Origin of the sequence: Leptospira ainlahdjerensis, from assembly GCF_016919175.1 — a bacterium.
In the GTDB taxonomy this organism is placed as follows: Bacteria; Spirochaetota; Leptospiria; order Leptospirales; family Leptospiraceae; genus Leptospira; species Leptospira ainlahdjerensis.
In genome coordinates, this window is record NZ_JAFFPU010000030.1 from 62,013 (window position 1) to 82,051 (window position 20,039).

The window sequence follows — 20,039 nt, forward strand, 5'->3', positions numbered from 1 at the left end:
CAATGTACCTGTAACGCGACCCATAGGAAGCGTTACATTGAGTTAATAGGGACTCGCCGTTACGCAATTCGTCATCGTGACGAATTTAGCTCCACGGCGTCTCGAACTTTCCTCACCACAAAAAACTCAGCAGGTTTCTCCCTACGGGTCGGAACCTATCTGTGGTTCGGTCGCGTTCATGACGCTCTCTATGGATCGCTATGAACGCTTTCAAGTTCTCGCTTCGAGTCCTGACATTGTTATGGAAAAGTTTGAAGGTGTTGATGCTTCTTGGGGAGAAGGTGCAGTTTGATTTCTTTGCTTCGCAAAGAGTCAACGCCAACGCTCCGCTGGCTTTTGACTCCATTGCTTCCTATGGGGCGCAATGTACCTACCGGGACTCGAACCCGGACCCCAGGCTCCGGAGGCCTGTACTCTATCCGTTGAGCTATAGGTACGCTCACAAATGAGTCTTTTGGAGAGGCCACCGTTGTCAAATGCAAATCCGGAAAGGGTCGTTAAGGACGGAAAGTCCTTGAAAAAGGGAATCGGTATGAAATCCTTTTCCTAAAAGATAGAGGTAGAGATGCAGGTTTCGTTTCGGATGGATTGGAATAGAATTTTCTTTGGAAAGGGATTGTACTTTTTATTCCTCCTTGTGGTTTTGGGGATTCTTTCACCTGTTTTTTCCGTAAGCGAAGAAGAAGAGGAAAGACTTCTCGAAAAGGCGCTCGTTGAAAGCGCGGTAACACCCGGACAAAAACAAGCCGTCGCCAATTATCTCAGAGCGACTGCGGTTGCAAAAAGAAACAGAGCCAACGAACTTCGAGAACTCGCGAAACTTTCCAGAGGAGAAAAATTTCTCCATGCACAAGCTCGAAAAGAAAAACTTCATAGAATGGCGGATTCTTTAGATAGACAGGCAGATCGTCACGAAACGGCGCTCAAACAGTTGCCGATCGAAAGTCATTGATTCAAAAAATAGAATGTGATTGAATTGGTTCTAAGAATTTAGAAAGGCCCCTTTCTTCGGACCGTTTCCGAGTTTTTAGAGAAAAGTCTTCCCGCGCCCTAATTCTTCTTTTTTATCCGGATTCTATCTAATAAAATTTTCAGACATTCCTCCGCGATCTGGTCCGGTCCTTTTTCGGCGTCGATCCGAATCGTTTCCTTTGGAAGAATTCTCTCATAAGCGGAATGAATCTTTTCCAGTTGCGAAAGAGTTTCGAATCTTTCCTTTTCTTCCTTTCTTCGGCTCAATCTTTCCAGAGCGATTTTCGGTTTTAGATTCAGATAAAAAAGAACGTCCGGAATTCTAAACTTTTGATCCAGGTTTTTTTGGAGAATCGTTTCCGGAGAAAGATCGGGTCCGCTCTGATACGCAGCCGTGGAATACATATATCGATCTAAAAGAACATTCTTTCCGGATTTCAGCGCGGGAAGAATATTTTGTTTTAAGGATTCTTCTCTGTCGGCAAGAAAGGCTTCGATCTGTTCTTCCGTTTTGAGTTCGATCTCTCCTCTTAAAAACTTTCTCAAAAACTTTCCGGTTTCTAAATGGGTTGGCTCTGTGAACGAGACCGCGGGAATTTCTTCTTTGAGAAGAAGTTCAGTCACCGATCTGCAAAGAGTGGACTTTCCACTTCCGTCGATGCCTTCAAATACCACGAAGAGCGGAGATTCTTTTTTCATTTTTACCTTTTCCAATTCAACCTTGACAGGGACGGATCGATTCAAAACCGTTCTTCTTTAGATACATGGATTTGTTTCAAAAGGAAGAATCCAGTAAAAATTCCCAGATGAAAAATAATTTTCCCTTCTTTCGTGCGGGTTTTTTCGTTCTGTTCATTTTTCTCTTCTTTCAGTTCTGCACTTTTTATTCCGGAAAAGAAAATTCCACAAATAGAAACGATACGCTCAATTCCATTCCTTCCTCTTCGAAAGGCCCTATTCAAATCCATACGATCTACGAAGAGGTCTATCCGGATTCTTCCCAAAGTGCCGTCCAAATCACCTCCGAAAAAAATGAAAATTCTCAAAACGCTTCTTTTAAGGGAACCTCCAAAACAAAAAAAACGGAGGCGGTCCTCGGAAGCGGTATCGTCATCAATCAGTTAGGTTATATTCTCACCAATGAACACGTTATTCGCGCTTATGATAAGTTGAATGTAAAACTGAAGTCCGGAAAACTCTATGAGGCGCAGATCATCGGTTTGGATAAAAGACTGGACCTAGCGATTTTGAGAGTGGAAGCGGATTCGGAAATCGTTCCCGTGGAAGTTTTGGATTCTTATTCTCTTCAGATTGTGGAAAGAGCGATCTTGAAATATACGAACTCAAAAGAGGCTCTCAAAAAAATGCGGGAGAATGCGCTGAAAAAGAAAATTCCGGTTCACTTGCGGCGCTGATCCGTTTTTCCCTTCTCTCTCAAATTCCGGGAAACTCTTTCTTCGGTTCGAGGTCTAATCAAACAAGGCAGTGTGGAATTCTCCTCCTGTCCAAATCCAACTTGTATCCGATATGGTTCCGTAAGAGACTTGCTTCCAAATCCAACTTGACAGTCGGAGGAGCGAGCCGATCCTTTCAGTACCTATCGGAAATTCATTTTCAGAGGGATAGAATTCAATGAAAAACTTGGAAAAACTGAAGTATTTTGCGATCGTCAGCATCTCACTTCTTCTCGGAGCATTCTTATCTCCTGTGATGTTCTGCGGATCCAATCAGAACAGTCCTCTTTTCCTAAGCGCTAAGGGAGACAGGGAACCGACTCCGGCGGCTCGCCAGGCTATTACCATTCAACAGGCTTTTGAAGAAGTATATCAAACCGCTTCTCCGAGCGTCGTATCCATCGCAACCGAAAGAACTCAAAACGTTCCCGTTCATCCGTTCGGAGATCCTTTCTTTGATCAATTCTTCGGAAAAGGGCAGGGCGGCGGAAGAGTGATGAAACAAAAACAAACCGGTCTGGGCTCCGGAATCATTCTCAACACGCAAGGTTATATTCTTACCAACGAACACGTGGTTCGTTCTATGGATAAGCTTACGGTTCGTCTCAAGACGGGGAAAACTTACAACGCGGAACTCGTCGGTTCCGATGCGACCATCGACTTGGCTCTTTTAAAAATCAAACCGGATTCCGAAATCACACCGATCGAACTCGGAGATTCTTCCGCCGTAAAAGTGGGCGACTGGGCGATTGCGATCGGAGCTCCTCTCGGTTACGAACAATCTCTCACCGCGGGAATCGTGAGCGCGGTGGGCCGTGCGGGAATCGATAATAGCGGAGTTCATTATCTTCAAACGGACGCCGCGATCAACCAAGGAAATTCGGGCGGTCCGCTTCTCGACATCAACGGTCGTGTGATCGGAATCAATCGTATGATCGCTTCTCAAAGCGGAGGTTCTGTGGGAATCGGCTTTGCCATTCCGATCAACGAAGCTAAGGCGATCATGGAAGAATTGAAAACCACAGGAAAGGTGAAACGTCCCGCACAAGCCTGGCTCGGAGTCGGAGTGGATTATCTTCATGAAGAGGATGCGAAACAGTTAAAAATTTCCGGTGGAGCGGTTGTGGTTCAGATCCAGAATGATTCTCCGGCGGATCGTGCGGGAATTCAATTGATGGATGTGATTACCGAGATCAACGGAACCAAGATCAATTCCCCCGAAGACGTAGTCAATACGGTGAAGAAGAATAAGGTGGGAGATAGAATCAACGTTACGATCCTCCGTCAAGGAAACGTTTCGAGACTTTCGATTCAGCTTAAGGAAAGACCAAACTGATTGTCCAAATCCCACACCCTCAATCCTGAAGAAGAATTTGAAGAAGAGTCGGGTTTACGCCCGTCTCTTCTAAACGAATTTATAGGCCAAAAAGAAGTTCTAAACAATCTCGGAGTTTACGTCCAAGCTGCGAAGAATCGAAAAAAAGCTCTGGACCACGTTCTCATCTCCGGTCCGCCCGGACTCGGAAAAACAACTCTCGCCGGAATTATCTCCAACGAACTGGGAACCAGACTTACGATCACCTCCGCTCCCGTGATCACGAAGGGGGCCGATCTCGCGCGTCTTCTCACGAGCATGGGTGAGAATGAGATTCTTTTTATAGACGAGATTCATACGCTTCACAAGAAACTCGAAGAGATTCTTTATCCCGCGATGGAGAATTATATGATCGACCTTGTGATCGGAGAAGGTGTGACCGCACAGATGGTCCAAATTCCTCTCAAACCTTTTACCTTGGTCGGAGCTACAACCCGAAGCGGTCTTATCAGCGAACCTCTCAAGAGTCGTTTTGGAATTCAACTTCGTTTGGATTACTACAGCGACGAGGAGATGAAGGAAATCGTTTTGCGTTCTTCTAAAATTTTGAACGTTGCAATCGAAGAGGACGCGGCTCTTGAAATCGGAAAACGTTCTCGAAAAACTCCTCGAATCGCAAATCATCTCGTCAAACGAATCCGAGACTTCAGCGAAGTCGACGGTCATTCTTCCGTCAAAAAGGATCTTTGTATCAAAGCTTTTGATAAGATGGGGATTGACGACCTGGGACTGGATGCTATGGATAGACAGATCCTCGGTTGTATGATCGATCGTTATAAGGGCGGTCCCGTCGGATTGAAAGCGATCGCCGTCGTGGTCGGAGAAGAGGAAAAAACCATCGAAGACACGTACGAATCTTTTATGGTGAGAATCGGACTCATCAATCGAACTCCCGCCGGAAGAGTGGCTACCGAAAAGGCGTATCATCAACTGAAGCGAATGGGAGACTTTCCCGGAAACAATGGACAAGACCCGACTTTATTCTGAATATTCCGGAATGCCGGAGGACGACAAGAGGTTGATCTACGCTTCCTTTGTGGTTCTCGCGCTCGCGTCTTTTTTTACCGCTCATCTTCTCACACGCAACATGCTCTGGAAAATTCTCGGAAGCGAACCTTTGGTCAAAATGGAGAGCAACGAGGAAAAAGAAAAAATCTACGAAGTTCTTTTGGAACAAGACTTCGTAGACAAACATATCAAAGACGAGTACAAAGCCCTTTCCAACGTGGACGCGGCCGGCGCCGGCGGAATTACAAAAAAAGAAGGCTTTCACTCCGCGAGTCCGTTTCGTGAATTCGTGATGGGAAGCGTTGCAAGAAGAAATTCGGAAGCGCAAAAACAACAGTCCTTGGAAAAAAACGATGAAAAGGCCTTCGAAGTAGGAATTTATAAAATCGATCCGGTGCAAACGTCTAACACGGATAATACGAAACAAAGCACTCAGACTTACGGAAGGATGACCAAAATTCCTTTTAACTACCGTTTCGAACAAGACTTCCTCTTTCGCTGGGACGGAAGTCAGGCGCTTTCGATTCCCAGAAAAAAACTCGCGGGTTACGAATATTTTAAACGAATGCTGAGACAGATCGAAGGAAGTTTTGCTCCTCCGGGCGGTGGGAACTTTGCGTATCGAGATATGGCGGGAACCGTGATCCGTGCGGGTATTTCTCCGGGACAGGTCAAGGTTCAATTTTTGTTAAGCGACAGCGGTCAGGTTTTGGATACGAGGCTGATCTCAACCCAAGGACAGGATATCGTAGGTCAGGCTTGTGTGGATTCTATCCGGGGCCAGAATTTCGGAAAAGTCCCCGAAGAGGTAAAAGCGCAGGGAATGATCTTCGGTATCAACTTTATCTTTCCTGAGATGAGGAGTCGTTAAAGAATTCCCTTGGATCCGATTCGAAAAGCCTTTCAAGAACGCGAAAAGTTGAAAGAGGCCGAAATTTCAGATCTTGAACGTTCCGTTATCCGAAAAACCAGGCTTCGCAAACTTAAAAAAAATATTCTCTTGTTCTTTCGTTGTTTGGGACGTACAAAACCGTTTTTGTATATTCAAAAATTCTCACGTTTTGTCATGGCCGATCTCTGGATTCTAAATCAATCACCGATTCTTTGGCTTTTAGGAATGGGCCTCCCCAGTTTTTATCTTCCCTGTCTTGTGATACCGGAAATGCTGGAAAGTCCTACGATGGCGACGATTTTCTTTTTTTTCCCGATCGTTCTTGCGATCGAATGGTTTCGATGGATCGGTTTTCGAAGAATTCTTTCCAAACTCTCCTTCTCTGTTTACGGCTTTGAACCGTTTTATGAGAATAAAAAATTAGAATATTATCAGTGGTTCGAACTTAAATTGAGAATCGAAGCGGATCACAACCAGGAAGCCATCGAAGCCATCATTGATTCTTTTTGTATTATTTCCAAAAAACGTTTTTACGCTCCTTATGCGGATACCGGAACCGATCCGAGAAAATCTTGGAGCCGTGGAAAAAATCTGGTCCTGACCGGGAGCGGGAACTCGAGGATTGCCTTACTTTTGGTGAGGGACCTTTTTAGAAAATTGGATCGATTGAATCGGTTTGAATCTTCGATCCGGTCGGTGTCGATTGAAAAAGTTTCAGGGCCGATCTACGTGGATTCTCTCAGTAATCAAAGTAACGATTAAGAAATATTATAAAATCGGAATGTTTATTTCAAATAGGTTTTTGTCGTCTTTCGAATTAAAATCATAGCTTGCTTTCAGCTTTTCCGCACGCATCCGGATATTGTTCAACCCGATTCCGGAAAAAATAGGTTTGTTGGTTTCGAACTTGATTCCGTCGTCGATGATTTTTAATGTTAGTGTTTTCCCTTCCTTATTCCATAAAATTTGAATGTTCTTCGCTTCGGAATGTCTGAGTAGATTGGACATTAACTCTAAAAATATTTTCTGTATATGTAGGCACTGATCCAGACGTAATACGTCGGAAACTTCTCTGATGTCCGTTTTCACTTGGATCGACCCGGTGTTTTGGATTCTTTCGGCGTATCGGATCATCACGTCTTCCACGAGTTCCTTATGAGTTCCCGAATGTTGCATTAAGAATACGATGTCTCTTACGTTCGAGATCAGATGTGTAACTTCAGCTTTTAGCTTTTTGAGAGTGGAATCCTCCTTGTTTTTGGATTCCAATTCGAAAAGGATCGCGGTCAGTTCGGAACCGATCGTATCGTGAATGTCGGATGCGATTCTGGTTCTTTCCTCCGATTGAAGTCTGAGTTGTTCGTTATATTTGATTTGAAGTTGTGCAAATTCTTTTGCCTTTTCCAAATCTTCCGTAAATCGAGAGGAAATGATATAAGAATTGAGCGCGACGAAGACGACTAATCCCAACGGGAAACTGTAAGGAAACAGAACGTAAACTTCAAACAGACCGTATACCACGTCGTTTAACATCGTTAAGGCTAAAACAAGACCGGTAAGAAGAATCGTTCTCGCTCTCGCTTCCCGTTTTCGATACGCCCAAAATGAAGGGACTATGATCGGAATCGCGTATATCGGAGGAATATAGAGAAATAGGGAATACAATCGAACCAGATTGTATTCATCCAAGAGTAGTATTCCGATTACGAATACTACCGTGCTCGCGATCGCGATCCGAATCCACCTTTTCCCGAATTGAACGGGAAACATTTTTCTAAGGATCAGATAGGTCGTGGGAAAAAAGGCAACCTCGCAAAAGAATTCGATTCGGATTCTAAGATCGAGAGAAAGGCTCGGAATCGCCATGTATTGAATCCCGGAAGTGATAAAAGTATAAAGGGACACCAAAAAACAAAACGCCGCGAAGTTCAGCGGAACCGGATCCTTTCTATAAGCAAAAAAGAATACGATATGATAGATTCCGAATGAGAAGATCACTGTAATCAGAATGATTTCCAACCATTCTGATCTTCTTTCCTCCAGATCGATCGAATTTCCATTTCCGATTCTAAAAGAATTTCGAATCCCCCCTTTGAGATGATTTCCTTTAAAATTGGAAACGACGACGGTGATCCGAAAATCCCCGGACGGAACGAAGACACTCGTGATCAAAGGATGTGCCAAAAATACCGTGTCGATCTCGTCCGTTCCGGCAAGCCCGTTGGAATAAACTTTGTGATCGTCAAAATAAACGTCGTAAACTCCGGGAAGTCTCGGAATTCTAATCTTTAGATTCGGGCGGTTCCAGTCGCATAACACGCGTAAACGATAGGTCGCATAACCTTTTAGTGTATAGGAAGAATCGTAATCCCTCCAAATCCCGGGAACCGGTTTATACAAAACACTTTTTGATACGGGTTGATTTCCTTGAGCCAATTCATTCCAGTAAAATTCCCAATCGCCGTTTAGGGTCGTATTTTGTTCGTTGAGATTGAAATTTCTTAGATCGATCACGCCCTTTTGTGCGGTCGGACGTTCCTTGGATGAAGTCGAGGGCGAACAAAGGTTCATGATCGAAAAAAATAGAATAATAAAAATTGAATATACGATCCGTTTCATAGACGGCCTCTAAGGATAACCGGGAACGTCTCGTATGATCCCCATTCTTCTGCCCCGAATGATCGCTTCGGACCTGGAATGAACTTCCATCTTTTTATAGATCTTTTCAATATGTCGGCTCACCGTATGACTGGAAATATCCAATTCGTCGGCGATGTCGGGGAAAGTCATTCCCAGCGCGACAAAATTCAAAATCTGCAATTCCCTTTCGGTCAAACCCAGAGTGTTTACGATCGGAGGATTTTTTGTTTCCTCTTTTTTCGTAAACTCCCGTATGATCTTGTCCGCGATCCGAGGCGTAAGCGGTGCCCCGCCTAATACGATTACTCTGAGTTCGGCGAGAAATAATTCAGGAGAAGTGTCTTTTAAAAGATATCCGGATGCACCTCCCCGAATCGCCTCCACAATTTTTTCCTCGTCTTCAAAAACCGTAAAGACCACATATTTTGTGTTAGGCGTTTTGTCCTTGAGTTCCCGCAGGCATTCCAAGCCGCTTTTTCTTGGAAGTCCTATGTCCAAAATGACGATGTCGGGAGCTTCGTCCGGTAATTTAGAAATGGCTTCTTGCGCGTTCGAATAGTGTTTTAAGAATTTGAGATCGCTTGATTTGGAGAGTAGTTCTTGAAGATTGAGGGCGGTATGAAGATTGTCTTCTATGATCGAAACAGAATGGGTCTCTTGGGAATCTTCGCGTTTGAGCATCGACCTGATTCTTCGGATTGCCTTCGATCGGTAAATTAAATTTTTCCCTTCGTCTTTGTGCGATTGCCGGTGTGATTTACTAGGCCAGCTCCTTCTCACGATTTATATCTTCCAGATCCAAAGGTAGCCCTGAACAGCGAGGTGTTGGGTTATTTAAAAAACTCGTTCCATTCTTCTTTTGCTTTTTCCCATCTTCTTTTACGATCGTCTTTGTCTTTGATCTTTAGATAAAGCCTGGGTTCAGCGCCGGGATACGAGATTCTTACCCGATGCTCGTGAAGGACTTCTACGAGGATCGTTTGATTGTGATCGGATGCGATTTGGTAGTTGACGACACTTTTCATCCGCAAGGGAATCGCACCTCGTCCGAGATTGGCGACCCCTTTTCTAAAATCGAGTTCTACACAATCCACAGGTTTGTGCCAAGTGTCGCAAAACTTTCCTTCGGGCGGTGGGACCGGCTTTAAACCGCAGGTGATCGTTAAAAACGTAACGGAAAGAACGAATTTAAAACCGAACATTTTTTGAAAAGCAGAGAATGTCTTTTTAAATTTCATTTCGTTTATCATTTTTCTGGCTCGAGAATTCTATTGATCCGTTTCGAGTTCCAGATTGAGTTTTGTTTTGAGAAGCGGTTTTTCCTCTATGATTTCTCTGGCGAGTTTTATGATCTCATCCTTTCTTTCTTCCGCTTTCGGAAAAAGTTCTTCCAGGATCGTAATGGATTTTGCGTGAAGATTCTGAAGTCTGAAAATTTTAGCTTCTAAGATCCAAGACCCGGTTGTGATAAAGTCTTCATTTTCGTTTCTCACCTTTCGAATAAAATTCAAAGAAGAAACATATTGGCCGGCACGAAACTCGGAAAGTCCCGTCAAAAAGTGGGCCTCTCTTTCCGTGAGTAGAATGGAAGCCGTGGATTCGGGGCTTGCCAGATTCTTCTTTAAGAATTCCGTATCTCCCGAGAGAGAAGCTCCTAAAAGGGAGATCCAAGTATAACCCGTCTTAAACTCCGGACTGATCTTATCATAAGGAATCGAGTTCAAAAGACTCGTGAGTGATTTTCGGGAAAGATGTTGTTTGATCGTTTCACCGAATGCGATCATCACTTCGTTATCGGGATTTTCGCGCATCGCCGGATCGATGGACTTCGCGCGGAGCCCGTTCCGATACATTTCCTCCAAGATCGGAAGATAAGACGCGTCCTCTTTGAGAAAGTCGTTAAAACCCGAATAGGAAAGCTTGACTAACGTGCCCGAATCGAAAGAAAAACCGTTTAACAAAAAAGAATAATAATTTCCTAATGCAGTGTAAAAATAACCCACTTCGTCCGTAGGATTTGCCGCAACGTAGTCCTTAGCCGCGCTCTGAAAATTTTTGACAGAACTTTCCTCCAGATTTCCTGAAAGAATCTGTTGCTGAACGTTCTTTCTTTCCTTTTCAAGAAGAATTTTCCGATCCCCGGCGAAGAGATTTTTGATATCCTGCCGGAAAAAAAATCCGACCCCTCCTAAGGTAATCAAGAGAATCGTAAGAATATACGGTTTATAACTGGTCTTCTTTTTGTAACTCTTCAGGCCGGACTGATACAGCATAATGCGTCCTAGTTTTTACCCGCCTATCCAGGGTTCACGTATTTTTTGAATTTGCTTCAAGCCCTAAAACTTGACACTGAAGACACCTTTGATTCCGTTGGATTTATGCCCTACGATTACGATTTTGACGAAGAGTTTGAACTGGAAACCGGAGACGATGAAGATGCTACGGATGAGGACGTTGTAACGTTTGCATGCGAGGACTGTGACCACCGTTGGGAAGAAGAAGCCTTTGAAGCGGAGGATTACGGTCCGGAAGGGGCAATTTGTCCCATGTGCGGTTCGGCGGCAGTGATCGAACTTTGAAAGTTGCCCGGCCGGTCAGGCAGTTCCAAGAGAATTTTGCCTCCCGGTTCCTCGGGTTTGTAATTGTATTTTTTTTTCTCTCCCCTCAAAAATCAGTTTCTTCCACCGATTTTAGCGACGTTTATGATTTTTATAAAAAGGGAAACTATGATACCCTAGTGAAGGTGTCGCGTTCCGCACTTCGAAAAGAAGAAGTGGACTATCGCATTCTTCTTTTGTACACGGCCGCGGAGAAGGATCCGGAAGAGATCGATAAAACTCTCCGAAGTATCTACGAAAAAAAGTCGTCTCATCCCGGAATATTCTATAACTCCGTATTTTTATTTTTGGAACGTTGTCTGGTATTGGAGGAGGAATCATCCGGAATCCACTGGGGAAAAATTTTTCAAGAACACGGGGCGGCTTCAGTGCGTTATGCGGAAGGTCTCTACACATACGCTTGTATCCTGTTTGAAGCCGGGAAGTATTCGGAGGCGAAACAGGTTCTTTCCAAATTGAAAGAATGGAAATCGACCGAAAAGTTGAATAAAAAAATCCGGATCTTAGAATTGAGCATCGATAAAAAAATGGAGGCACAGACATGAAACTACTCAGAGTGCAAACGGGGACGCTGAAGGGTAAGTCGATCGAAACGCCTCCGGCGATCGCCGGGAATATGAACTTCACTCCCGCGGTGATCAAAAAATCCGTCTTTGACGTGTTAGGTTCCTTGGTCTTGAAAGGCAGATTGATTCCTGAAGATTCTGCCTTTATCGATTTTTTTGCGGGTTCCGGGCAGATGGCTCTCGAAGCGGTCAGCAGAGGATTTGGGAGAGTCGTTTTATACGAACTGGCTTGGGAAAGATCGGACAGTCTTCGAAAGTTATTCGATAAAATCGGGGGAGCCAAGGAGATCTTTCGAAAAGACGTATTCCGTTTTTATGATAAGCTCGATATCCCCGAAAAATCGAAGGTTTATTTTTTGGATCCGCCGTATTCTTTTTGGGATAAGAAGAATGAAAAGCTGAAGAGTCTCGCCGAGGCGCTTTTGAAGGAAGAATCCACAGTTATAGTGTTTGTCCAATCACCGGTTTCGCCCGGTTGGTCAGATTTTGTCACCCGCAAGTTTGGAAAGAATTTTTTGACTTACCGAGTAAGAGGAATGGAAGATTTCGAATCGGAAACGAAAGAAGCAGAAGATACGAACGTGGAGGGATCCGAATCGGATGGAGATGAAGTTCCGGGTCGGGAAGGTTAGGAATTGAAGGATGGATCCGTCTTTCGTTACGAAGTGTTTGTGTTCTTTCGGGAAAAACCGCGTAACCGAATCCACAACTTGGAAATCGATTTAGAGTCAACAAGATTCAAGAGGGATTTTTTTTTTAGGAGTTCCTACATTTAGGACTTTTAACGGGCAAAATTATGATTTTAGGATAGAGAAAAGTCACCCGGAGTTTTCCAACACCCGAGATCTTATCAGTTTACCCACACGTTGAGAGAAACTGCAACAAGGATCGTATTGCGAGAAAGGGTTTCGTAGGAACTCCTACAAGGAGAATTTTACTTGCGAATAGTGGAATATTGTGATAGAGGAGAGTTTCCGGGATTTTTCCACCACCCGCCCCTCCACCCAAAGATCAGGGCGGGGCGCGCGACTTTTCACAGTAGAACGTTGTACCTACGACAGATTCTTTTCAAGGTTCTGTTTACTTTCGTAAAAGAAGGGAACGGGCGGCTTTATTCAATATGGCAAGTGAGGGTCCGTCTTGAAATTATTCTCTCGAGAATCGAGAGGGAATTACAAAGAAAAGTCATATTATAATAATAGAATATTATGGATATTTAAAAAAAACAACGATGCTGAGAAAATTAAAAAAGCAACTTATGAATCAACTTGCAGAAGCGAGAAGGTTCCGTCTGACGTAAAATCGAAACGATCTTTCGAAAAAAGAAAAGAAAAAATGAACTTGGAACAAATTCAAATTATCCTGAAAGACGCTTCTCTTCGGCGTTACTTCCGCTTTTTTACGATCGGAATGGGAGTCTCATTGCTTACTTTGATTCTTAATTCTTCTTTTCAGATCATGGGAGTCGATCTTTCCGAGTTTCAATCTTTGTTTTTGTCTTTTCTTCCTTTGTTCTTAAAAGACTACGCCGGAACCTTGGTTGCGAGCGGTGTTCTTTTTTCAGCAATCGCGCTGGTTCTTTTTGGCGCCGGAGGGCCCGAGGATCAAAATCTGATTTCTCCCAAAAAAGAAATCATCGTCTTTTCCGTTTTCGTTTTTTTACTCTGGATTCATTCCGTTATTTTATATCCTCAGCTCTACGGAGAATTTTTCTTTGATCGTTTTTCGTTTTTGCGTCCGTTTTTGTTTTTTCTCACGGATCGTCTTTCTCCTTTGGTTCCGCAGGTGGCCGCCTTTGTTTTGTTAGTCGGATTTGTAGGATGGAGAATCTTCTCTTTTGCGATAAAAAAAGAATGGAGGCTCTTGAGCTTTTTTACCCTATTTTGTCTGTTCTTATTTTGTTTTCATCTTTTAGGAAGTGTCCTGGGGATTTGGATTGTCTCCTCGGTTTACCTTTTGAGTGCGGTCTTTCAGAATTCCAAGGGATCTAAGTTCGTCTGGTTGGGAGTGCTTCTCGTAACTCTGGGAATTTCTTGGAGCGGAAAGGATTCTAAAATAAAAACCAAAACCTACGTTTCCAAAAGTCTTCCGAATATTCTCATTCTCAGCGCGGACAGTCTACGCTATGATAAGATGGGATTTTCTCAGAAGAAAGAAAATTTTACACCAAACATCGATTTGCTGGCAAAGGACTCGATTCTATTTCAGGATCATCATACGACGATCCCGAGAACCTTTCCCGCCTGGGCCGACCTCCTCACGGGACAGCCGAGTTTTGTACATGGGATTCAGGATATGTTCCCCGATGCAAAGGACCGCTCTGGAATGACCCGGATTTCTTCGAGAACCCTTCCTCGGATTTTGAGCGAACTCGGATACGAGACAAACGTCGTCTCTTCCTTTGCGGGAGATATTTTTCCCAGGGCTGATTGGGGTTTTCAATCTGTTAAGGCTCCGATCTTTCACGCAGGAACTCTTACGGCTCAGAGGATTTTGGAATCTCAAATTTTTCTCCTTCCAATTTTGACGGGTTCGATCCCGGGCGCTGGAGAATATTTTTCTTCTCTCAAAGGTCTTCCGAGCTTGGGAGATGATTCTAAAATTCTTCCGGATCTTTTACCCGGTTTGAAAAAAAGGGAAGTTCCCTTTTTTACCGTATTCTTTTCCTCGGTCACCCACTTTCCGTTTAGTCCTCCGTTTCCGTATTATCAAAAATTCACAAATCCTGAATATTATGGAAAGTTTAAATACTTTAAGTTTGTGGATCCGAGCGATTCCTCCGCTCCGAGTCGCGAGGATAGGGAACAGATCAACGGGCTTTTTCAGGCTGCGATCGCTTCCTTTGACGGATCGGTCGGAGAGATCGTAGCGAAGTTAAAAGAGGAAGGGATCTACGATTCCACTCTGATCGTTCTTACAAGCGATCACGGTGAATCCCTGTTTGAAGCGGATCATAGCCACGGACACGGAGAACACCTAAGGGGGGAGGGAGTGACCCATATTCCTCTTTTGATAAAGTTTCCTTCCAACGCCGGAGGCGGAAAAACGTTTTCGGGAATCAGCAGTTCCTTGGATTTGTTCCCGACTCTTCTGCAATTCGTTTTAGAAAGAATCGGAGATTCTCCCGAAAAAAATACGATCCGAAGCGAGATCCAAAATCGTCCCGGTAGAGATCTTTCCTTTGCGTTTCAATCTTCTTCCTGGAAGGACGATCGGTCGGTCTATGGAGAAACCGGGATTTGGTTCAGCGACCGAGGAGATCATTTTTTTCAAAAGCAAAGAATTTTTTATCCGAACATTCTTCAGCTCCATTCGATCGAAACGGGGGATCTTCCGTTTATCTCCATCGGAGATTCTTATGCAAAGGAAAGTATCATAGTTTCCAAACATCGAATGTTTCAGAGCGCAAAGCGCAAACTCATATATATACCTTCCGAAGACGGCGTTCTCTGGGCTTGTTACGATAGAATTCGAGATCCTTGGAATACGAATTCCCTTCCGATTTCACAATGTTCCTCTCTTAAGGAGTCTCTTTATTCCTTTTTGCTTTCTTCCGGAAAATTTAAGAAAGCCGGGGAGTATTTGTTGCCATCGTCAAATTGATGCTTGAAGGATAGCGCTGAACTAAAAAGCTGTATTTTCAGTATGCCTAGAAGAGAAGATATCCGCTCTGTACTCATCCTGGGTTCTGGTCCGATCGTAATCGGTCAAGCATGTGAATTCGATTACTCGGGAACTCAAGCCGCAAAAGCCCTCAAAGAAAAAGGAATTCGTGTAATTCTTCTTAACTCAAACCCTGCAACCATCATGACGGACCCGGATCTCGCGGACGCCACGTATGTGGAACCGATGACGGTTCAAGTGGTTCAGAAAATTCTTGAGAAGGAAAAACCGGACGCAATCCTACCTACAGTCGGCGGTCAAACCGCTCTCAATCTCGCTCTTGCCTGCAACAACGCCGGACTTTTAGAAAAATACAATGTGGAGTTGATCGGCGCCAAAGTGGAGGCGATCAAAAAGGCTGAGGACAGGGATCTTTTCAAGAAGGCGATGCAGAAGATTGGAGTGAGAGTTCCTGACTCCGGTCTTGCCCATAATCTTAAAGACGCGAGTGAAATCAAAAAAAGACTCGGACTTCCTCTGATCGTTCGCCCCGCTTTTACTCTCGGCGGAACCGGAGGAGGAATCGCCTTCACCGAAGAAACCTTTGAAGAGGTCGTTTCTAAAGGACTCAAAGCTTCTCCGATCAGTCAGGTTCTTTTGGAAGAATCCGTTCTCGGTTGGAAAGAATTCGAACTCGAAGTGATGCGGGATCTCGCGGATAACGTGGTCATCATTTGTTCCATCGAAAACATCGATCCAATGGGAGTTCATACGGGAGATTCGATCACCGTGGCTCCGCAACAAACCTTATCCGATAAGGAATATCAAAATCTTAGAGATATGTCCATCGCCATCATCCGTGAGATCGGAGTGGAAACCGGCGGATCCAATATCCAGTTCGCCGTGAATCCTGAAAACGGAGACGTGATCGTGATCGAGATGAATCCGAGGGTTTCCAGATCCTCTGCGTTGGCTTCCAAGGCGACAGGATTCCCGATCGCAAAAATCGCAGCGCTTCTTTCTATCGGATACACGTTAGACGAAATTAAGAATGACATCACCCGTGTGACGCCGGCTTCGTTCGAACCTTCGATCGATTATGTCGTCACCAAAATTCCCCGCTTTGCTTTCGAAAAGTTTCCCGGAACCGACGATACCCTAGGAGTTCAGATGAAAGCCGTCGGTGAAGCGATGGCGATCGGAAGAACCTTTAAGGAAAGTTTTCAAAAGGCCCTTAGATCTCTTGAAACTGACCGTTACGGTTTCGGTTCAGATGGATACTTTCAGGAATTATTATATTCTAGAAGTTTAAATCCGGGGCAGAGAAAAGAATGGATCGATTCCTTTCTGAAACGTCCCAACGACAAACGTATCTTTTATATAAAACTCGCCTTGGACGAAGGTTACTCCGTGGATCAGATTCATGATCTCTGCAAAGTGGATCGCTGGTTTCTCTGGCAGATGGAAGATCTTCTCAAACTCGAAAAAGAATTCTCCGAAAAAGGGAACCCGATTCTTCGGAAGATGAAACAGGCCGGCTTTTCCAATCGACAACTCGCGTTTTTGAAAAGTAAAAAGGAGATTCTGGAACTTTTGGACGGCGGTCTTCGTGTGGATCTCAAGAAGACCGAAATTCAGAATCTTCTCAGAAAAACGGAAGAGGAAATTGAAGCGGAGCTCGATTCTAAAAAGGTCCTTCCGGTTTATAAACGGATTGATACTTGTGCAGGAGAATTCGAAGCCTATACTCCGTATTTTTATTCTTCTTACGACGAAGAGGACGAATCGGCCGTGACCCCCGCGAAGTCGGTGATGATCTTGGGTGGAGGTCCGAACCGAATTGGACAAGGGATCGAATTCGACTACTGCTGTTGCCAGGCTTCCTATGCACTTCAGGATCTGAAGATCGAGTCGATCATGGTCAACTCGAATCCCGAAACCGTATCGACGGATTACGACACTTCGGACCGTCTCTATTTCGAACCTCTTACGCTGGAAGACGTTTTTAGAATTTATCAAAATGAAAAACCGGAAGGTGTGATCATCCAATTCGGGGGACAGACTCCTCTGAAACTCGCAAAGGATCTGGAAAGAAAGGGAGTGAAAATTCTCGGGACGAGTCCGGATTCCATCGACCGCGCGGAAGATCGAAAACGTTTCGTTGAAGTATTAGAAAAATTGAAACTAAATTCTCCTGAGAGCGGGATCGCGACCTCGATGGAAGAAGCTAGGGTGATCGCACAGAAGATCACATATCCGGTTTTGGTTCGTCCAAGTTACGTCCTTGGCGGACGAGCGATGCTCATCATCAATGAAGAGAAAGAGTTGGATCGATATATGGAGAAAGCGGAAGAAATCTCCAAAGACAAACCGCTTTTGATAGATTCTTTTCTTGAAGACGCGATCGAAGTGGACGTGGATGCGCTCTGCGACGGGAAGGAAGTTTTTGTCACCGGGATCATGGAACATATCGAGGAAGCCGGGGTTCATAGCGGCGATTCAGCATGTGTGCTTCCCCCTCAAACACTTTCCAAAAAGATAATGGATGAAATCCGTTCCGCGACCGTGGCCCTCGCGATCGAACTCCAAGTTAAGGGTCTGATCAATATCCAATACGCCGTCAAAAACGAAGTCCTTTATATCATCGAGGTCAATCCTCGAGCTTCCAGAACAGTGCCTTTTGTATCGAAAGCGCTCGGTCATCCGATCGTAAAATATGCGACCCGGATTATGATGGGAGAATCACTGAGAAACCTACCCCTTCCAAAAGAGATGGCTTTTTCTCAAGTGAGCGTGAAAGAAGTCGTTCTTCCGTTTAATAAATTTCCGGGTGTGGACACGATTCTTGGTCCGGAGATGCGTTCCACCGGTGAAGTGATGGGAATCGCTTCAACCGCCGGGGAAGCTTTTTTGAAATCGCAGTATATGGCCGGGGACGAACTCCCATCTCAGGGAACCGTATTTGTGAGTATCAATGATAAGACGAAGTTGGAACTTCTTTCCTATATCAAAGATCTTTCCGAACTCGGCTTCAATCTGATCGCGACTTCCGGAACCCATAAGTTCCTATCGGACAACGGAATTCTTTCCTCCAAGATCAACAAGGTGTATGACGGAGTATTTCCAACTGCGTTGGATTATATTAGGGAGAATAAAATCCATCTGATCATCAACACTCCGCTTTCCAGAGTGACGAGGGACGACAGCTTTACCATTCGTCAGGCGGCGATTCGCTTTAAGGTTCCTTGTCTGACAACGTCTAACGCGGCTAAGGCGCTCATCAAAGGTATGGTGGAAATGAAGAATAAGGGATTTACGATCCATTCTCTTCAAGAAATCCACGCGATGCCTAAGATTTTCTGACGAAGTCTTGATTTGGATCGGGTGCGGTATTAACATCTCAGAAGAGCGGTAAAAACGTGTGATCGAATCTGTTCGCATTGGACGGTTTTCGATCACAACTTGGCAATTTGCGGAGCCGCTCGTAGTAATTGCCACTTTTTGTTTCGTAAATTGCGAGCCCACCTTTTCCATTCGTATCGGTTTTGAATTCGTCGTTCCCCGTCGCCGAAAAAGTTCGATTCTATTTTCACTTCCAAAATGAACGGAAGTATTGATCCGGCTTTCTATCTTAGAGGAAAGAATTTATTCTTAGAGATTCGGAGTCCGAAACCGTTCTTAATTTTCTTGGTTTAAAAATCCTCATCGAATCGACGGAACTTTGTCGAAGTAAGAAAGAATCCTTGTCGAATTGTCGATCAACATTTCGGGAACGAACGTCAACGTACAAACGAATTCCATTGTAGAAAGAATGTTGGCAGAGAATGAAAAGAATTTATTTTGTGCTTCTATGAGAAATCTTAAATCAAACATTCGAAGTCATTTCCTTTTATTTCTATTTTTTGCGCTCGTCGTGAATTGCACAAAGGAAATCGTAAGAGTGCAAAATCCGGTATCCGATCAGGAGAAACGTTCCTTTGGTGTGATCGGTTTCGGTCTTTACGCGTACAATCCAAGACATCAGGATTTGTTAAACTTATTCAGCAAGGATTCCGGAACTGTTTTTCACGAGCTGGGAACCGAAGGTGTTCGATTTTCCGAAATTCTTCTCAAAGACTCCAAAAATAATCCGAAGGACGTTAGGCGCTATCCGAACGAAGATCCTGTGAAGGCTGAAACCGTCGAGTCCACACAATACTACGAAGGGAAGACCGGTTATTTGTCTCCTTTTTATCTTCTGCTTTCTTTCGATCCTTCGAAAGAATATACGATCACCGGAATCAATTACCTCTATCAAGTCAGTTGCGGACAGAACTGTCGAAGATTCGTGTTTCGAAATTTTACGCTCGATCCTTCCAAATCCTTTCGCGCGTTTCCGATCAAAACCAAGGCGGGAGAAATCACTTTCGGCGGAATTCTAATGGCGAAGGTGGTTCCAACGACTCCGGACGATCCTTACGGAATTTCCGATGATACTCCAAAATTAACCGAAATTTTTTCAGGCAACAAAGTGGCCATTCATTTGGAGCCGGGAGAAGAATATATCAAAAATATGGATTCCGATTTCCTTCGAAAATATTTCTACGGCGGAGTTGTGAACGAAAAAAACGCCGAAAAGCTATTTTACGAAAATATAATCAAAGCCTATCCTCAGGGTTATTGGAAATCCTTTGCGGAAAGAAAAAAGGCAACTTTGGAAAATTGAGTTCTGCAAAACGGATTCTTTTCGATTCGGTTTCATTTTTCTGGAGGATCGGAATCCATTTTAGATCCTTTCTCAAGCGAACTTTTTTTAGAATCCTTTTTACCTTCCCGGTCCGCAGCAGCATCCTTACTCGGAAACTGGGGCCGGAGAATTTTTAATTTTGCATTGTATATATAAAAAAATCCTAATTTAAGAAAAATTAAACT

17 protein-coding genes and 1 tRNA gene are annotated in these 20,039 nt (G+C 44.2%); 12 read left to right on the forward strand and 6 right to left on the reverse strand.

All coding sequences use genetic code 11. The annotated features are described in order from the left end of the window. Window positions 1–365 precede the first annotated feature (365 nt). Window positions 366–437: transfer RNA gene (locus JWG45_RS08080), tRNA-Arg, on the reverse strand. A 128-nt stretch (window positions 438–565) separates the two neighbouring features. Here JWG45_RS08080 and JWG45_RS08085 point away from each other — a divergent pair. After that, window positions 566–952 (forward strand): LIC10421/LIC12816 family protein, encoded by a 387-nt coding sequence (locus JWG45_RS08085; RefSeq protein WP_205279261.1) that lies wholly within the window; start codon window positions 566–568, stop codon window positions 950–952. A 98-nt stretch (window positions 953–1,050) separates the two neighbouring features. Here the strand turns inward: JWG45_RS08085 and tmk are convergent, their stop codons facing one another. Further along, window positions 1,051–1,686 (reverse strand): dTMP kinase, encoded by a 636-nt coding sequence (gene tmk / locus JWG45_RS08090; RefSeq protein WP_269750283.1) that lies wholly within the window; start codon window positions 1,684–1,686, stop codon window positions 1,051–1,053. 92 nt (window positions 1,687–1,778) lie between these two features. Between tmk and JWG45_RS08095 the strand changes: the two genes are divergently transcribed. From JWG45_RS08095 to JWG45_RS08115, 5 genes are all read left to right on the forward strand, one after another. Beyond that, window positions 1,779–2,387 (forward strand): S1C family serine protease, encoded by a 609-nt coding sequence (locus tag JWG45_RS08095; protein ID WP_205279264.1) that lies wholly within the window; start codon window positions 1,779–1,781, stop codon window positions 2,385–2,387. A gap of 217 nt (window positions 2,388–2,604) precedes the next feature. Beyond that, window positions 2,605–3,762 carry a S1C family serine protease gene (locus JWG45_RS08100; protein ID WP_205279265.1) on the forward strand — a complete coding sequence of 386 codons (1,158 nt, stop codon included), beginning with the start codon at window positions 2,605–2,607 and terminating at the stop codon, window positions 3,760–3,762. After that, window positions 3,763–4,788 (forward strand): Holliday junction branch migration DNA helicase RuvB, encoded by a 1,026-nt coding sequence (ruvB, locus tag JWG45_RS08105; protein ID WP_205279267.1) that lies wholly within the window; start codon window positions 3,763–3,765, stop codon window positions 4,786–4,788. It begins immediately after the preceding gene. Next, window positions 4,763–5,680, forward strand: a complete 918-nt coding sequence (locus JWG45_RS08110) for an energy transducer TonB (RefSeq protein ID WP_205279269.1) — start codon at window positions 4,763–4,765, stop codon at window positions 5,678–5,680. Before ruvB ends, JWG45_RS08110 begins: the two co-directional genes overlap by 26 nt. A gap of 48 nt (window positions 5,681–5,728) precedes the next feature. Next, window positions 5,729–6,463 carry a hypothetical protein gene (locus JWG45_RS08115; RefSeq protein ID WP_205279271.1) on the forward strand — a complete coding sequence of 245 codons (735 nt, stop codon included), beginning with the start codon at window positions 5,729–5,731 and terminating at the stop codon, window positions 6,461–6,463. A gap of 6 nt (window positions 6,464–6,469) precedes the next feature. Here the strand turns inward: JWG45_RS08115 and JWG45_RS08120 are convergent, their stop codons facing one another. The 4 genes from JWG45_RS08120 to JWG45_RS08135 form a co-directional block, all read right to left on the reverse strand. Then, complete coding sequence (locus JWG45_RS08120) at window positions 6,470–8,320, reverse strand: sensor histidine kinase (RefSeq protein ID WP_205279272.1); 1,851 nt, start codon at window positions 8,318–8,320, stop codon at window positions 6,470–6,472. Between the two features lie 9 nt (window positions 8,321–8,329). Beyond that, complete coding sequence (locus JWG45_RS08125) at window positions 8,330–9,022, reverse strand: response regulator (protein ID WP_205279273.1); 693 nt, start codon at window positions 9,020–9,022, stop codon at window positions 8,330–8,332. Between the two features lie 149 nt (window positions 9,023–9,171). Continuing rightward, the gene (locus JWG45_RS08130; protein ID WP_205279274.1) at window positions 9,172–9,591 is read right to left on the reverse strand and encodes an LIC12806 family lipoprotein; all 420 of its coding nucleotides are present in this window, start codon (window positions 9,589–9,591) and stop codon (window positions 9,172–9,174) included. 18 nt (window positions 9,592–9,609) lie between these two features. Continuing rightward, window positions 9,610–10,614, reverse strand: a complete 1,005-nt coding sequence (locus tag JWG45_RS08135) for a hypothetical protein (protein WP_205279275.1) — start codon at window positions 10,612–10,614, stop codon at window positions 9,610–9,612. A 105-nt stretch (window positions 10,615–10,719) separates the two neighbouring features. Between JWG45_RS08135 and JWG45_RS08140 the strand changes: the two genes are divergently transcribed. From JWG45_RS08140 to lp30, 6 genes are all read left to right on the forward strand, one after another. Then, the gene (locus tag JWG45_RS08140; protein WP_100785869.1) at window positions 10,720–10,920 is read left to right on the forward strand and encodes a hypothetical protein; all 201 of its coding nucleotides are present in this window, start codon (window positions 10,720–10,722) and stop codon (window positions 10,918–10,920) included. Continuing rightward, on the forward strand, window positions 10,917–11,504 hold the full coding sequence (locus JWG45_RS08145; protein WP_205279276.1) for a hypothetical protein: 588 nt from the start codon (window positions 10,917–10,919) through the stop codon (window positions 11,502–11,504). Before JWG45_RS08140 ends, JWG45_RS08145 begins: the two co-directional genes overlap by 4 nt. After that, on the forward strand, window positions 11,501–12,157 hold the full coding sequence (locus JWG45_RS08150) for an RsmD family RNA methyltransferase (RefSeq protein ID WP_205279277.1): 657 nt from the start codon (window positions 11,501–11,503) through the stop codon (window positions 12,155–12,157). Before JWG45_RS08145 ends, JWG45_RS08150 begins: the two co-directional genes overlap by 4 nt. Window positions 12,158–12,860: 703 nt before the next feature. Beyond that, on the forward strand, window positions 12,861–15,128 hold the full coding sequence (locus JWG45_RS08155; protein ID WP_205279278.1) for a sulfatase-like hydrolase/transferase: 2,268 nt from the start codon (window positions 12,861–12,863) through the stop codon (window positions 15,126–15,128). A gap of 42 nt (window positions 15,129–15,170) precedes the next feature. Beyond that, the gene (gene carB / locus JWG45_RS08160) at window positions 15,171–18,491 is read left to right on the forward strand and encodes a carbamoyl-phosphate synthase large subunit (RefSeq protein WP_205279279.1); all 3,321 of its coding nucleotides are present in this window, start codon (window positions 15,171–15,173) and stop codon (window positions 18,489–18,491) included. 487 nt (window positions 18,492–18,978) lie between these two features. Beyond that, window positions 18,979–19,833: a plasminogen-binding receptor Lp30 gene (gene lp30, locus JWG45_RS08165; RefSeq protein WP_205279309.1), complete on the forward strand. Its 855-nt coding sequence runs from the start codon at window positions 18,979–18,981 to the stop codon at window positions 19,831–19,833. The last annotated feature ends 206 nt before the right edge of the window (window positions 19,834–20,039 follow it).